Below are 14701 nucleotides of genomic sequence, written 5' to 3'. Positions count from 1 at the left end.
TAACAAAAAATTTCTAAAAAACGCACCGACTCAGCAGAATTAGGATTACTATTCAGAAAATTCATTCAAACAAAATTAGGGATATAAGCGCTGAATGTTTAAGTCATTTTTTCCGAACCCAAAGTGGTTTTTTCTCTCTGTCGTCTTATGGTTTTTTATTAATCTCGCTTTATGGTTTTTTGCGGATGGAAAACAATGGGGCGAATATTTAGGTTTTCCTCAAGGTTATGCAGAAGCTGAACTTGCGATTAATATCAGTCGTTTTTGGTCACCGCAATTTTTGTGGTTCTATCTATGGTTCTTGGTGGCGACCGCCTTATTTGCACTGTTTTGGAAAATAAAATCAGACAATCCGTGGCAGCGTTGGTCAGTATGGGGATCTGCATTTATCCTTTTTAATATTTGGTTAACAGTACAAGTCAGCGTTGCTGTGAATGCATGGTATGTACCATTTTGGGATTCTATTCAACAGATTTTAAATTCTGGTGGTGGTGAGGTGGATAAACTCTATGCGGAATCATGGACTTTTATCAGCTTGGCCAGTATTTCAGTGACATCAGGCGTCATCAGCGCTTTCTTTACCAGTCACTATATTTTTAGATGGCGTACAGCAATGAACGAATACTATGTTCAGCATTGGGAGAAATTACGTCATATCGAAGGTGCTTCTCAACGTGTACAGGAAGACACCATGCGTTTTGCAACGATCGTTGAGGATTTAGGGGTCGAGTTAGTCCGTGCAGTACTGATGTTAATTGCCTTTCTTCCTTTATTATTTGCATTGTCTGCGAAAGTGCCTGTTTTACCATTTATTGGTGAGTTGCAATATTCTTTAGTATGGGCAGCGATTGGATGGGCGGTATTTGGAACTGTCTTATTAATGGTGGTGGGTATGAAACTGCCAGGATTAGAATTTAATAATCAAAAAGTGGAAGCGGCATATCGTAAAGAGTTGGTATACGGCGAAGACCATGAAAATCGTGCGCAACCTGCAACCTTAAAACAACTTTTTAAGAATATTCGTGCTAACTATTTTAAATTGTATTTCCATTATGCCTATTTCAACTTGTTTGCACGTTGGTATGGACAACTGGATAATCTGTATATGTTATTTGTGTTGTTCCCCGCGATTGCAGCAGGCCTGTTGACACTGGGATTGATCCAACAAATTATGGGTGTATTCAATCGTGTTCGTGAGTCATTCCAATACTTGGTGAGTTCGTGGAAAACGATTATTGAGCTACTTTCTATCCGTAAACGTCTAAAAGCATTTGAATCTATTTTGGATAAGTAGTGCCCATCATGGATTTAAATTATTAAAAAAAGGCTCGTATATACGAGCCTTTTTTATGTCTGAGTGAGAACTTAGAGCGTGCTGAAAATATTTTTTAGAATCTTACAAAACCACTTACGTGCGTCTAAGTCATCCTTATGGTTATACCAGTTAACACTGACATTGAATGGGCGAACTTCAAAAGGGAGTTCAAAAATTTGGATATCCGTATGCTGTTGATAAACCTTCGCGGCTCTCGAAGGCAGAGTAACCAGAAGTTCTGAGTGTTTTACCACGTTCTGCAAAACACTGAAGTGGGGGACTTCAAGCATGATCTGACGAGAATGACCAAGTTCTTTTAAACGCTGATCAATTTCAATATGACCAGTACTCGATTTGATCGCAACATGTTTTTCCGATAAATACGCGTCCATGCTGAGCTTTTGCTGTATGCGCGGATGCTCTTTTTTAGCGATACAGACATAACGTTCCTCAAACAAATTTCGAGATTCAATTTTGGGCATAATGGTGTGACTGCTATTAAAAACAGCCACATCCAAAAAGCCTTCAACCAGCCATTCCTCTACTTTTTCTGAGTGAATTTCCTCAATTTCAAGTTTGATATTGGGAGCATGTTGTTCTAAATATTCAATCAGCGAGGGAAGTAAACAAATTTCTCCTAAATCAGAAATGCCTAAACGAAATACTTTTGAAGAGGTTAGCGGGTCGAAATGCTTGGCAGAATCAATTGCCATATCAATTTTAACAATTGCTTCGTAGAAACTTGGATAAAGACTTTGTGCAAGCTTTGTGGGTTTAACACCAAACTTGTCACGTACAAAAAGCTGATCATTCAGCATTTTCCGCAGTCGATTTAAATTATAGGTGACGGAAGGTTGACTGAGATTCAAACGTTCTGCGGCGTGACTGATATTTTGAGTTTGATAAATAATAATAAAAACTTTAATCAGACTTAAATCGATCAACTTTACATTCCTTGTAAATATTTAGAGACAGTCGCTATATCGAATAACCACTGTAACAAAAAAAGAGAGAGTTAACTCTCTCTTTTATTTTTAATGACTTACATGTTGTTGATGAATCATTTACTCATAAGCCACGTTTTTAACGCCGTTTGCTGCGCCTGCAATTTTTTTATTGCGCAGATGGATCGCAGTCACACTGATCACTGCAATCATACAAGGGATAGATAAGGCAATGAAATTATATTGAACTGGCAAATTAAGGCTGAGTAACCATCCACATAAGATCGGACCCAAGATCGCGCCTAAACGACCTACGCCAAGTGCCATACCTAGGCCTGTCGCACGTATGTTAGATGAATAATATTGTGACATATAAGCCAATAATAAAATTTGTCCGCCAATCGATGCTGCACCTGCGACTGCTACACAGAAGTAAAGCACCATGGTAGGTAAGTTATAGCTTAATAAGAATAGGGAAATTGCGCCGCTCACAAACAAGGTGCAAAGAACTTTAGGTAAACTGAATTTATCAGCAAAAAAACCACCAAAGATTGCACCCAGCATACCACCAATATTGAGCGCAAATAGGAACACTAAACTGGTTGAGAGGTTGTAGCCAGCTTCCATCATCAGTTTAGGTAACCAGTTACCAAGTGCATATACCAATACCAATGCCATAAAGACACTTGCCCAGAATAGAACAGTAGTTACACCACGACTTTCAGTAAATAAGTCTTTCACTGGTGATTTAGACGATTCTTGGTTTTCTTGATGCAGACTAATGCGCATATCAGCAGGAATTCTTAGATTTGTGTCAATTTGTTCTAAGATATGAGCAGCTTCTTTATGCTTGTTTTGACGAACCAAATAATCGATGGATTCAGGCAATAACTTCCAAATGATTGGCAATAGAATGAGTGGAATACCTGCAATCATAAACATGATTTTCCAGCCAAATTGCGGTACTAGCCACATGCCTAAAATGGCAGAACACATTCCGCCTACAGCGTAACCACTAAACATCAATGACACTAAGGTGGAGCGTAAACGCTTAGGCGCATACTCTGTCATTAGTGTAATAACGTTCGGCATCACGCCACCAAGACCTAAGCCAGCAATAAAGCGATAGATCCCGAACTCTTGAGGATTGCTCGCTAGTCCACACATCACGGTAAAACCACTAAAAATGACAATACAAACTGCAATCAGTTTTTTACGGCTAAAGCCATATTTTTCAAGTTTGTCACTCATACTGCCAAAAATGATGGCTCCAAACATCATGCCAAAGAGGGCAAGACTTCCTAAGAAGCCCGCCGTCATTGGATCGATTGCCCATTCTTGCATGAGTTTAGGCAATGCCACACCGTAGATGACTAAGTCATAGCCATCAAAAATAATAATCAATGCGCTGAGTAAGATGACTCGCCAGTGAATGGCTTTGAGTTTGGCATGATCAATAATCTCATTTGCATTTAACGTATTCATGGAGACCTCCCTGGTCAATGAATCGGTTGATAACAGTCCTGTTAATGTTTTTGCTTATTTATATGGCTTCAGCCACGAGATGTTTCTCTATTGCTTGGCCTAAGCGATGTTGTGCGAGTACAACGTCTTTTTCTAAATCGTGTTGCCATAACCAATCAAAACGGTGTGCCAAATGTTGACCTACACTGTCAAAGTCTGGATACAGGGGTGAATATAATTCGTAAATCTCACCAGATTCTCGTGATGTGTTTTGTACACGGATGGCACGCTCTTTGCGCAGTTGCTCATAGACATGAGAGAGTTGTGCAAGGTCTTCAGTGCTGATTTGCGCTGAGTGATGTTCCAGATGTTTGAATAATGCAGAAAGAATTAAAGCATCTTCAAGACCTTGACCAGCACCAGCTCCTTGGTGTGGCAACATCGCATGTGCTGCATCACCAATCAAAATTACATTGTGTTCGCTGTTTTGATAGGTCTTAAGTGGCTCAATCTCATGAAGGGCCCAGATGGTAGGTTTTTCAATTAAGTTCAGTAATGCGCGACAGCTCTCACTCCAATCCGCAAAATCAGCCAGCATTTCAGTTTTGGTTGTTGGTCGTGTCCAAGGAGTCCCTTCTGGCAGAGTTGTATTCTTGCGATCTGATTTAAAGGCAACAATATTGATTTCTTCACCTTTACGAATAGGGAAAGTTAAGATGTGTTTGTCTTTACCCAATAACATTTGTGGGACATCTGCAAGTTCAGGATCGTGTCCAAGTTCTGCAATGACCTGTTTAAAATCTAAATACTTGATAATGCCGCGATAAGCCCATGTTCCTGAAAATTGAGGATCAACCTTTGGAAGTTGATGGGATGCCAATACATGATCACGCACAACAGAATGGATACCATCACAACCAATCACGTAATCAGCTTCAACCACTTCACCATCTTGGAAAGTTAAACGAACACCAGCGCTCGAAGCTTCAACAGATTGCACACGTTTATTGAAATGTGCATTTTGTGAAGGAACGAATGGAATAAGTGCATCTAAAAAATCAGCACGATGCACAGAAGATTGACCGACTTGAGGTGCGATTGAAGCCGATAGGTATTCATCCGTATAGCCATTACGCCATTGGAACCAGATGTCTTGATAAGGCGCAGCAACTGTATCCGCAATGGCGTGATATTCTTCACCTAAGCCCAAAAGCTCAATTGCTTTAACAGCATTGGCACCAAATGAAATGCCTGCGCCAATTTCTGAAAATTGTGCTGCTGACTCATATAAATGCACATCAAATTTTTTATTTCTTACCAGGTTGGTCATTAAAGCTAATCCAGCAATACCACCACCAATGAGCGCAATCTTAATTCTTCTTTCCATGATTCAATTCCGAGTTGTTTGCCCTGAATAAGATCATTACTGATTTTTAAATACTTATCCAATTTATATTTTTTGGTAAAAACTATTTAAAAAATTGATAGTTTGAATTTGACGTCTATTCCCACTGTTTTTGAAGCTTTATTGTCAATATATGATCATTCATGTGCATGATTTAGCAAATTTACTACCTAAATTTTCATGTGCTTACTTGTTTTACAGTGTATCTGTAGGGAAATGCACTCAGGATGTGATACAACAAAAACATAATGACAACGATGAAAATTGAGTTTAAGTGATGACATTAAAAATGAATAAAACTGCTTTACGTACATTGTGTGCATCGGCTTTGATCATGGGTGTATCGACATTTTCGAATGCGGGACAAGCTGTAGATCAATTGAGTGATTGTTTGGTTAAGTCGACGACCGCTGCTGATAAAACGACAGTATTACAGTGGACATATTCAGCACTGTCTACTCATCCTGATTTAAAAGGCTTTAGTAATGTCAGTGCTGAGCAACGTACTGCATTGGATCAAAAGTTAGCGCAAGTCTTGCAACGTGTGATCGTAGAACAATGTTCAACACAGACCAAAGCGGTGATTCAAGCTGAGGGTATTCAAGCTGTTGGTGAAAGTTTCCAAGCATTGGGTCGTAGTGCAGGGGAGGAAATCATTAAAAACCCTGAAGTGAATAATCAGCTGAAAGGGGTGGTGCGTTATATTGATTTAAATAAATTGGTGACAACATTCCTCACCCCAGATATTTGGAACAAGCTTGGGATCACTCGCTAAATTCGAATTTCAATCAATCGTAAGAATATACATAATTTAGCGTTTGATGAATGTAGTGTAGAGTTACTCAATATCATAATTCAAACTAGAGAAAAGGCAGGATGTTATCCTGCCTTTTTCACATTGTACGCACAGAAATTATTTGAATAACAGTACGCTTTTACCTTGCGTATGACCCTCTAAAATGTCTCGATAGGCTTGCTGTGCTTCTTTAAAAAGATATTCACGACTAACTGTCCAATTGAAGGTGCTATTTGCAACGCCTTCAACCACGTGTTTTAAATTGGAAACATTACGTTTAACCCATACTGCTTGAATTTTAGCAGATGAGAGTTTACGTCCTGCAATCGTGCCCATAAATCCGCCATTTTTCACTGTTGCCAATGAGGCTTGAGTGGCATCCTCGTTACCTGCCATATCAATTGAAGCATCAAATTGATCTGGATGGACTTGTTTCAGACGCTCAATTAAACCTTCGCCGTACACGACAGGAATCGCCCCTAAACTGCGGATATAGTCTTGGTTTTTTGCTGATGCTGTTGCCACAACTGTAATGCCACGATTCACTGCCAATTGAATGGTGATTGAACCCACACCGCCTGATCCTCCGTGTACCAATAAGCTTTGCATTGGACCAGTTTCATCTAAAATGGTCATGGCAGTTTGAGCTGCTCCTGCAATCGAGCCTGCAATCGACCATTCTATATTTTTCGGTTTTGCGACTAAATTGGCGAGAGGAACGTCTATCACGGTTGCATGGGTAAATGCTCCACCAGAACCCAGCACGTCGTCACCGACTTTCCATGCACTGTTTTCAGCTACGTCTACGATTACACCTGCAAACTCAGTTCCGAAAGTTTGTGGGAGTTGTGCATGTTTGAATTCACCTGTCATGCGACGTGCATCAATGGGGTTAATCCCTGCGGCTTTGACTTGGATGCGTGCCATTTCAGTGTTTAATGGTGGGAGTGTGTAGTCTGTAAATTCAAGGACTTCGGGTTGTCCGTAGCTTTGGGCGTTCATTACTGTTGATTTCATGATTTGATTCATTTCTTCTTGATGATGAAATCAGTATAGAAGAGTGAAAGCAGGCAAATGAAGATCGAAAAATAGAACAGTGTTTTCTGATGTTTAGATTTTTTTACTTTAAAAGATACCTCTCCCTTGCGAACTCAAAATATATTTTGAGGATTCTCATCACTTGCGCTTCGATTTAAAAGCAATGCTTTAAATATTGCTCAAGAGAGGGAACACCGCGTATCAAAATAATTACATGACACTCCCTCTCCCAATGGGATGAGCTGCACTGTTGCGCAAGAGGATCAGGGTTCTAAATATATGTTCTAAGTCTGCTCTATTATTAAAAGTTCTATTTAAGGAGATATTTCCCTTTTTTATAAAGTATAATTTTGATATTAAAAGATATTTGTTGAATTTAGTATGAAGGATTTAAAAATATTTTTAGGCGTAATTGGAGTACTAATTGCATTAGGAACATTTTTTTACTTTGCAAAACTTTATTATTTTTTTTACCAAGATGTAATCAAAACAGAAAATTCAATTTTAAGACATCAATTACCTCTTTTATTACCTAATGCTAAAGACGACTATGTTTCAACTTGGGGAGCATTTGGAGATTTTGTTGGTGGCACATTAAATCCAATTATTGGTTTCATTAGTATAATTCTGTTATTTGCTACATGGTTTGTGACATATCAAACATTAAAAGTAAGTCGTAAAGAATTAAGCAAAAGTACAGAAGCACTAGAAGATAATGCCAATACTCAAAAAGAAATTCAGAAAACTCAAAAATTACAACAATTTGATAATTTATTTTGTAGTTTATTACAGAACTTTCAATATCTTAATGTTTTTTACTCTCAGCATAATGAGCATAGAGAAGTTTATAGAAAATTATTTATAGAAATAGAAAGTGGTAATTTTAATTGGGAGAAACAATATAAGTTCATAAATTATTTTCGTTCCTTGGAAAATCTACTAAATTTTATTCAAGTAAAATTAAAGGAGATTAACTTGGAAAATGAAGAGAGAGACCAAAGAATCAACTTTTATACTGAAGTGGTAATAGCAGTAATTCCTCAGGAAATACTTCAAATGGCTGCAATTTATAGCTTAGAAAAATCAAAACTTAAGCAATTAATTGAAGAGCTTGGATTTCTTAGAAATATGCCTTATCAATATTTTTTTGACCTAGATACTGATACAATTCAAGACTATAAAAAGAATATAAAATTGATTGAGGAATGTAAGAAGATTAGTAAAACTGCATTTCAATAGAAACTATCATTTTATTAGATTAAAAAACCCGCTCTAAAGCGGGTTTTTTATTCCAAAATTAATCAGTTTTAACCAATCAATTTCTTCATTAATTCATTGACTTGAGCAGGGTTAGCTTTACCTTTCGCGGCTTTCATCACTTGACCAACAAGACCGTTAAAGGCTTTCTCTTTACCAGATTTATACTCTTCAACCATTTTCTCGTTCGCAGCAAGCACGTCTTTAATAATCGCTTCAATTGCGCCTGTATCAGTTTCCTGTTTCAAGCCTTTTTCAGCAATAATCTCGTCCGCAGTTTTGCCTTCTTCCCACATAAAGCCGAACACTTGTTTTGCAATCTTACCGTTAATCGTGTTGTCCACAATACGTGCAATCATGCCACCCAATTTCTCAGCAGATACAGGAGAATCAGCCAATTCTAAGCCTGCTTTGTTCAGCGCCCCTGAGAATTCACCCATCACCCAGTTTGCAGCAATCTTACCTTGTGCAGCACCGCCCGCAGCCTTAACAACTTCTTCATAAAACTCTGACATTTCACGAGTCAATGTCAGAACGTGAGCATCGTACTCAGTCACACCAAAGTCCGCTACAAAACGCGCACGACGTGCAGCAGGAAGCTCAGGCATAGTCGCTTTAATCGCTTCGATTTGCTCATCTGCAATGATCACAGGCAACAAGTCTGGATCTGGGAAGTAGCGGTAATCGTTCGCTTCTTCTTTCGAACGCATAGAACGCGTTTCCATCTTCACAGGGTCGAACAAACGCGTTTCTTGGTCGATGGTGCCATCCCATTCCAAGATTTCCATTTGACGTTCAATTTCAACATTGATCGCTTGTTCAATGAAACGGAATGAGTTTAAGTTTTTCAATTCACAACGTGTACCGAATGGTTGACCTGGACGACGCAGTGATACGTTACAGTCGGCACGGAATGAACCTTCCGCCATGTTACCATCAGAAATACCTAACCAACGCACAAGTGTGTGAATCGCTTTAATGTAAGCAACTGCTTCTTCAACCGAACGCATATCGGGTTCAGATACAATCTCAAGAAGTGGTGTCCCTGCACGGTTTAAGTCGATGCCTGACATCCCTTCAAATTGGTCATGGATCGATTTACCTGCATCTTCCTCAAGGTGCGCACGTGTCACGCCAATGCGTTTTACTGTGCCATCTTCAAGTTGGATGTCGATATGACCCAAGCCCACAATCGGGTTGTCCATTTGGCTGATTTGGTAGCCTTTTGGAGAGTCAGGGTAGAAATAGTTTTTACGTGCAAATACAGACGCTTGGTCGATATACGCATCAATACCCAAACCAAAGCGAATGGCAAGATCAACCACTTCTTTGTTCAATACAGGCAGTACGCCCGGCATTGCCAAATCAACAAGGCTCGCTTGTGTATTTGGGTCTTGACCAAATTCAGTTGAAGAACCTGAGAAGATTTTAGATTTAGTCGCAAGTTGAGTGTGAATCTCAATACCAATAACGACTTCCCAACCATCAATCAAATTTGACTTAGGTTTTGCATTATTCTTCGCCATTATGCATTCTCCTCAGCAATTACAGCGCGTTTGGTGTGCCAATCAGTTGCTTGTTGGTATTGGTGCACCACAGACAACAATTGAGATTCTGACCAGTAGTTACCAATCAACTGTAAGCCAACAGGTAAATTATTTTGATCAAAACCAACAGGCGCGTTAATCGCAGGAAGACCTGCAAGGTTGACCGCGATGGTATAGATATCGCCCAAGTACATTTCAACTGGAGAAAGGTTTGCACCAATCTTATAGGCCGTTGTTGGTGCAGATGGCGCAGCAATCACGTCAACAGACTCGAATGCTTTTAAGAAATCTTGTTGGATTAAACGACGTACTTTTTGTGCTTTGACATAGTAGGCATCGTAATAACCTGCAGACAGCGCATAAGTACCAATCAAGATACGGCGTTGAACTTCAGCACCAAAACCTTCAGAACGAGAACGTTTGTACAAGTCCATGATGTCTTTTGGATCTTCACAGCGGTAGCCATAACGTACGCCGTCAAAACGTGACAGGTTAGACGATGCTTCAGCAGGGGCAATCAGGTAATAGGTTGGAACATAAGCTTCAGTCATGTTGAGGTCAATTTCAACAAGCGTTGCGCCCATCTCTTCCAATTTTTTTAGAGATTCTTCAACACGTGCTTTAACGTCAGCAGCCAAACCTTCAACATTAAAGTACTGTTTAGGAATACCAATGCGTAATCCTTTTACAGACGTGCCGTTCAAGTTTGCAACGTAGTCATCAGCATCTTTTTGTACAGAGGTTGAATCTTTTGCGTCATGTCCTGCCATCACGTTCATGAGGTAAGCACAGTCTTCTGCCGAACGCGCCATTGGACCGCCTTGGTCAAGTGATGATGCATAGGCAATCATACCGAAACGTGATACACGACCATAGGTTGGTTTTAAGCCTGTAAGACCACAGAACGATGCAGGTTGACGGATTGAACCGCCTGTATCTGTACCAGTCGCAAACGGTGCAAGGTCAGCTGCAACTGCCGCAGCAGAACCACCTGAAGAACCACCCGGAACACGGTCAAGCGCCCAAGGGTTCGCCGTTGCACCAAAGTAAGATGATTCTGATGTAGAACCCATGGCAAATTCGTCCATGTTCACTTTACCTAAAGTCACTAGGCCCGCAGCTTTACCTTTCGCTACAACGGTTGCGTCGTACGGAGAGATAAAGTTGTCTAGCATTTTAGAACCAGCCGTGGTTTTAATGCCTTGCGTACAGAAAATATCTTTATGTGCAATAGGTAAACCAGTCAAAGTGGTTGCTGTACCTGCTTTGATCGCTGCATCAGCTGCATCAGCTTGAGCCAATGCTTGTTCAGCAGTCACAGTGACATATGATTTGACTTGTGCATCAATTTTTTCAATACGGTTTAAATAATGTTGCGTCAATTCACGTGAAGAGAATTTAGCGTTTGCTAAACCATCGATAAGTTCACGAACCGATAAGCGATGTAAATCTGTCATGAGAAAAATTCTTAACTAAAATTTAAATAGGGCAAAACTGAACAATTATTCAATTACACGTGGAACAAGATACAAACCGTCTTGCACAGCTGGTGCAACGGCTTGATAGTCATCACGATGGTTTTGTTCAGACACAGCGTCTTCACGTAATGGCTGCGGATGGTCAAATGGGCTCTTTAATGGCTCAACACCTTCGGTATCAATGCCTTTCAAGGTTTCCATCATTCCTAAAATTTTATTCAAACTTTGAGCATATTCAGCAGATTGAGTGTCATCCAAAGACAAGCGTGCTAAGTGTGCAATGCTTGAAACGGTTTGTGCATTTAAATCTGCAGATTGCTGAGCATCTGATGCTGACATGCTGTCTCACCTAATCAGTAATAAAAATATTCAAAATATCATGCGTTATAATAAGCGATTGACTTGTCCAAAGCATCACATTTAGTTAAAGTTGCCATCTTACGTCTATATAACGTTGAACTGAGAACGACCCGTGATTCTAAAACGACTAATTGGCTTGTTTTCGCCAGATCTAGCCATAGATTTAGGCACCGCTAATACACTAATTTATGCGCCAGGACGGGGCATTATATTAAATGAACCGACTGTTGTGGCAATTCGTCACAGTGGTTCACAAAAAATAGTTGCCGCTGTTGGCTTGGATGCTAAGCAAATGCTTGGTCGTACCCCTGCGAATATTTCTGCAATTCGTCCAATGAAAGATGGCGTGATTGCGGATTTCGAAGTCACTGAGACCATGTTAAACCAATTTATTGGTAAAGTGCATGAAAAGCGTCTTTTCCCACCAGCGCCACGTGTTGTGGTGTGTGTGCCATGTAAATCAACTTTGGTTGAACGTCGTGCGATTCGTGAGGCTGTATTCAATGCAGGCGCACGTGATGTACGTTTAATCGAAGAGCCAATGGCAGCAGCGATTGGTGCAGGCATGCCAGTTGAGCAAGCATGTGGTTCGATGGTCGTAGACGTAGGTGGTGGTACAACTGAAATTGCAATCATTTCATTGCAAGGTTGTGTCTATGCAGACTCATTACGCATTGGTGGTGATGTTTTTGACGAACAAATTATTCATTATGTTCGTAAAGCACACGGTTGCGTCATTGGTGAAACGACAGCTGAAACCATCAAAAAAGAAGTGGGTATGGCACTTCCAGATGAAGATGGCAAAGTGCTAGAAATCGAAGTTCGAGGTCGTAACTTGGCGGAAGGTGTTCCGCGCGCAATTACGGTGACTTCTGATGAAATTACTCAAGCAATCACTGATCCATTGCAAAGCATTGTCTCTGCAGTGAAATCTGCGCTTGAACAAACACCTCCTGAGTTGTCATCAGATATCGCGGAGCGCGGTATTGTATTGACTGGTGGTGGTGCGCTATTACGTAACTTAGACAAGTTATTGTCACAAGAAACAGGTTTGCCAGTAGTAGTTGCTGAAGATCCGCTTTCTTGCGTAACACGTGGTGGTGGTAAAGTCTTAGAACTCTTTGACAACCCGAACCATGACATGCTGTTTGTTGGTTAATTTTCTGTAATTTAATTTAAGGACGAGGCGGTGCAACCGAATCTGTTTTCAAGACAACCGCCATCTTTTCGCTCTTTCATCATTGCAGTCATCGTGTGTTTGTTCGTGTTAATGTTTAATTGGCGCGCTCCACACTTGATTCAACCAGCAAGAGATGTCTTGTACGCGGCATACAATCCCATTTATGCCATTGCAAGCTATCCCGTTTTATCGAAAGAATGGCTCAGTCAACAAACCAAGTCTGAAGCGCAACTGCGTCGTGAGAATACTGCGATGCAGGCAGAGTTGCTTCAGGCTCAGGTTCGCCTTCAAAAACTCTCAGAACTTTCTGCTGAAAATACGCGCTTACGTGGATTATTGGATACGCCTTTGATCATTGACGGTCGTATGGAAATCTCTGAGGTGATCGGCACAGATGCTGATCCGTTACGTCATATCATTATCATTAACCGAGGTGCTGCGAGCCAACTGCGTGTCGGGCAAACGGTGTTGGACGATAACGGTATCATGGGGCAGATCATCAATGTTTATCCGCACAGTAGCCGTGTCATGTTATTGTCTGATAAAGAACACTCCTTATCTGTACGTCTTGAAAACTCTGGGATGCGTGCCATTGTGTCAGGCACTGGTGATTTAGGTCGTTTGAAAATGGAATATGTACCGACCAGCGCTAACGTCAAAGTCGGGGACAAGGTGTATAGTTCAGGTTTAGGACAACATTTTCCTGCGGGTTATTTGGTCGGAACAGTGTCCAAAGTTAAACGTGAAAATACCGGTGAGTTTGCGCAGATAGACGTGAAACCTGCAGCTCAATTGGCAGGTGGACACCATGTGGTGGTACTGTTCTCAGACTCATTAGCCATGGAGCAACCTCATGCTCAGCGCTAAAAAAATATCATCAGTTAAAACACGTGATCCACTATGGATTATCGTGCTTTCAATCATTATTGGTTCGGTGTTGGTGGTGTATCCTCTGTCTTATACATTGGCAGGATGGCGACCGCTGATCATGTTGATGATTACGGTGTATTGGATCTTGCTTCAACCGACATGGTGTGGCGTTTGGTTTGCTTTTGCAGTCGGATTATTTACCGATTTACTGCTTGATGCACCCCTTGGATTACATGCGTTAAGCTTCGTTTTACTAACATTTAGCATCCGTTGGTTTGTGCGTGAACGCCGTTTAATGACGTTTGGAAATACTTGGGCAATCGCTAGTGTTGCTATATTGGCACATTTGATTTATGTCCTTTTTGCACAAATTATTTCCGATATGCAATTTTCGATTACTCGTCATTGGCAGCCACTAATGAGCAGTATTTTAACTTGGCCCATCTTGTATTATTTGCTTAGAAAATGGCGAATTTAATTCTGGCGTCGAGCTCGCCTCGGCGTAAAGAGCTGCTTGCACAGCTTGGACTGAAATTTGATATTTTTAGTCCAGAAATCGATGAGTCTGTACATGATGGTGAGCAAGCGCATGATTATGTTCGACGTTTGGCAGAACAAAAAGCTCAGGTTGTTTTAGCACAATTTCCAGATGCGGTGGTCATTGCCGCAGATACAAGCCTCAGTTTAGATGGACAAATTATTGGCAAACCTGACTCGAAGCAACATGCGTTTGAAATTTGGCAATCCTTGTCAGGACGTCAGCATGAAGTCCTCAGTGGCGTTTGTGTGTCTTCACAACATAAAACAATAAGTACAGTAGTGAGCACAAAGGTTGATTTTCAATCACTCAGTCATCATGATATGGAAGAATATTGGTCAACTGGGGAACCTGTAGGAAAAGCAGGGGCTTACGCAATACAAGGAATCGCCGCAAAGTTCGTTCCTCGTATTGAAGGTAGCTACACCAATGTGGTGGGTTTGCCTTTACATGAAACATCACAGTTACTGAATCAAATATTGAAAAGTGGTTAAGGCACTAAATTAACC

Annotated in this window: 14 protein-coding genes; 7 read left to right on the top strand and 7 right to left on the bottom strand. The window is 40.6% G+C overall.

The window, feature by feature from the left end:
• Positions 1 to 94 precede the first annotated feature (94 nt).
• Positions 95 to 1294, top strand: coding sequence for a peptide antibiotic transporter SbmA (gene sbmA / locus AC1M85_RS11105; RefSeq protein ID WP_481589098.1), 1200 nt, complete (start codon positions 95 to 97; stop codon positions 1292 to 1294).
• 71 nt (positions 1295 to 1365) lie between these two features.
• On the opposite strand, the gene AC1M85_RS11100 is transcribed toward sbmA, so the two are convergent.
• The 3 genes from AC1M85_RS11100 to salA all read right to left on the bottom strand — a co-directional run bounded on the left by AC1M85_RS11100 (position 1366) and on the right by salA (position 5110).
• Positions 1366 to 2256 carry a LysR family transcriptional regulator gene (locus AC1M85_RS11100; RefSeq protein WP_481591665.1) on the bottom strand — a complete coding sequence of 297 codons (891 nt, stop codon included), beginning with the start codon at positions 2254 to 2256 and terminating at the stop codon, positions 1366 to 1368.
• Positions 2257 to 2379: 123 nt separating this feature from the next.
• On the bottom strand, positions 2380 to 3744 hold the full coding sequence (locus AC1M85_RS11095) for an MFS transporter (protein ID WP_051586596.1): 1365 nt from the start codon (positions 3742 to 3744) through the stop codon (positions 2380 to 2382).
• Between the two features lie 58 nt (positions 3745 to 3802).
• Positions 3803 to 5110: a salicylate 1-monooxygenase gene (gene salA / locus AC1M85_RS11090; protein ID WP_488213080.1), complete on the bottom strand. Its 1308-nt coding sequence runs from the start codon at positions 5108 to 5110 to the stop codon at positions 3803 to 3805.
• 307 nt (positions 5111 to 5417) lie between these two features.
• On the opposite strand from salA, the gene AC1M85_RS11085 reads away from it, so the two are divergent.
• The gene (locus AC1M85_RS11085; RefSeq protein WP_488213079.1) at positions 5418 to 5903 is read left to right on the top strand and encodes a hypothetical protein; all 486 of its coding nucleotides are present in this window, start codon (positions 5418 to 5420) and stop codon (positions 5901 to 5903) included.
• Positions 5904 to 6041: 138 nt separating this feature from the next.
• Here the strand turns inward: AC1M85_RS11085 and AC1M85_RS11080 are convergent, their stop codons facing one another.
• Positions 6042 to 6941: an NADP-dependent oxidoreductase gene (locus AC1M85_RS11080; RefSeq protein ID WP_488213078.1), complete on the bottom strand. Its 900-nt coding sequence runs from the start codon at positions 6939 to 6941 to the stop codon at positions 6042 to 6044.
• A 402-nt stretch (positions 6942 to 7343) separates the two neighbouring features.
• On the opposite strand from AC1M85_RS11080, the gene AC1M85_RS11075 reads away from it, so the two are divergent.
• On the top strand, positions 7344 to 8201 hold the full coding sequence (locus tag AC1M85_RS11075) for a putative phage abortive infection protein (protein ID WP_481593601.1): 858 nt from the start codon (positions 7344 to 7346) through the stop codon (positions 8199 to 8201).
• Between the two features lie 68 nt (positions 8202 to 8269).
• On the opposite strand, the gene gatB is transcribed toward AC1M85_RS11075, so the two are convergent.
• The 3 genes from gatB to gatC are packed head-to-tail and all read right to left on the bottom strand — an operon-like array spanning position 8270 to position 11583.
• Positions 8270 to 9745, bottom strand: coding sequence for an Asp-tRNA(Asn)/Glu-tRNA(Gln) amidotransferase subunit GatB (gene gatB, locus AC1M85_RS11070; RefSeq protein ID WP_481595093.1), 1476 nt, complete (start codon positions 9743 to 9745; stop codon positions 8270 to 8272).
• A complete protein-coding gene (gatA, locus tag AC1M85_RS11065; RefSeq protein ID WP_488213077.1) occupies positions 9745 to 11223 on the bottom strand; it encodes an Asp-tRNA(Asn)/Glu-tRNA(Gln) amidotransferase subunit GatA in 1479 nt (492 codons plus the stop codon). The genes gatB and gatA overlap by 1 nt, the downstream gene beginning before the upstream one ends.
• Before the next feature lie 45 nt (positions 11224 to 11268).
• Positions 11269 to 11583, bottom strand: coding sequence for an Asp-tRNA(Asn)/Glu-tRNA(Gln) amidotransferase subunit GatC (gene gatC / locus AC1M85_RS11060; protein ID WP_035269791.1), 315 nt, complete (start codon positions 11581 to 11583; stop codon positions 11269 to 11271).
• 133 nt (positions 11584 to 11716) lie between these two features.
• Here gatC and AC1M85_RS11055 point away from each other — a divergent pair, with 133 nt between their 5' ends.
• The 4 genes from AC1M85_RS11055 to AC1M85_RS11040 are packed head-to-tail and all read left to right on the top strand — an operon-like array spanning position 11717 to position 14686.
• On the top strand, positions 11717 to 12763 hold the full coding sequence (locus AC1M85_RS11055) for a rod shape-determining protein (protein WP_035269793.1): 1047 nt from the start codon (positions 11717 to 11719) through the stop codon (positions 12761 to 12763).
• Positions 12764 to 12793: 30 nt separating this feature from the next.
• Positions 12794 to 13651 carry a rod shape-determining protein MreC gene (mreC, locus tag AC1M85_RS11050; RefSeq protein WP_035269796.1) on the top strand — a complete coding sequence of 286 codons (858 nt, stop codon included), beginning with the start codon at positions 12794 to 12796 and terminating at the stop codon, positions 13649 to 13651.
• The gene (mreD, locus tag AC1M85_RS11045; protein WP_488213076.1) at positions 13638 to 14132 is read left to right on the top strand and encodes a rod shape-determining protein MreD; all 495 of its coding nucleotides are present in this window, start codon (positions 13638 to 13640) and stop codon (positions 14130 to 14132) included. The genes mreC and mreD overlap by 14 nt, the downstream gene beginning before the upstream one ends.
• On the top strand, positions 14120 to 14686 hold the full coding sequence (locus AC1M85_RS11040) for a Maf family nucleotide pyrophosphatase (protein WP_488213075.1): 567 nt from the start codon (positions 14120 to 14122) through the stop codon (positions 14684 to 14686). Before mreD ends, AC1M85_RS11040 begins: the two co-directional genes overlap by 13 nt.
• Positions 14687 to 14701: the final 15 nt, after the last annotated feature.

Source organism: Acinetobacter sp. 24-47-64 (assembly GCF_057737055.1).
This window is presented reverse-complemented; position numbering and strand designations above follow the sequence as displayed.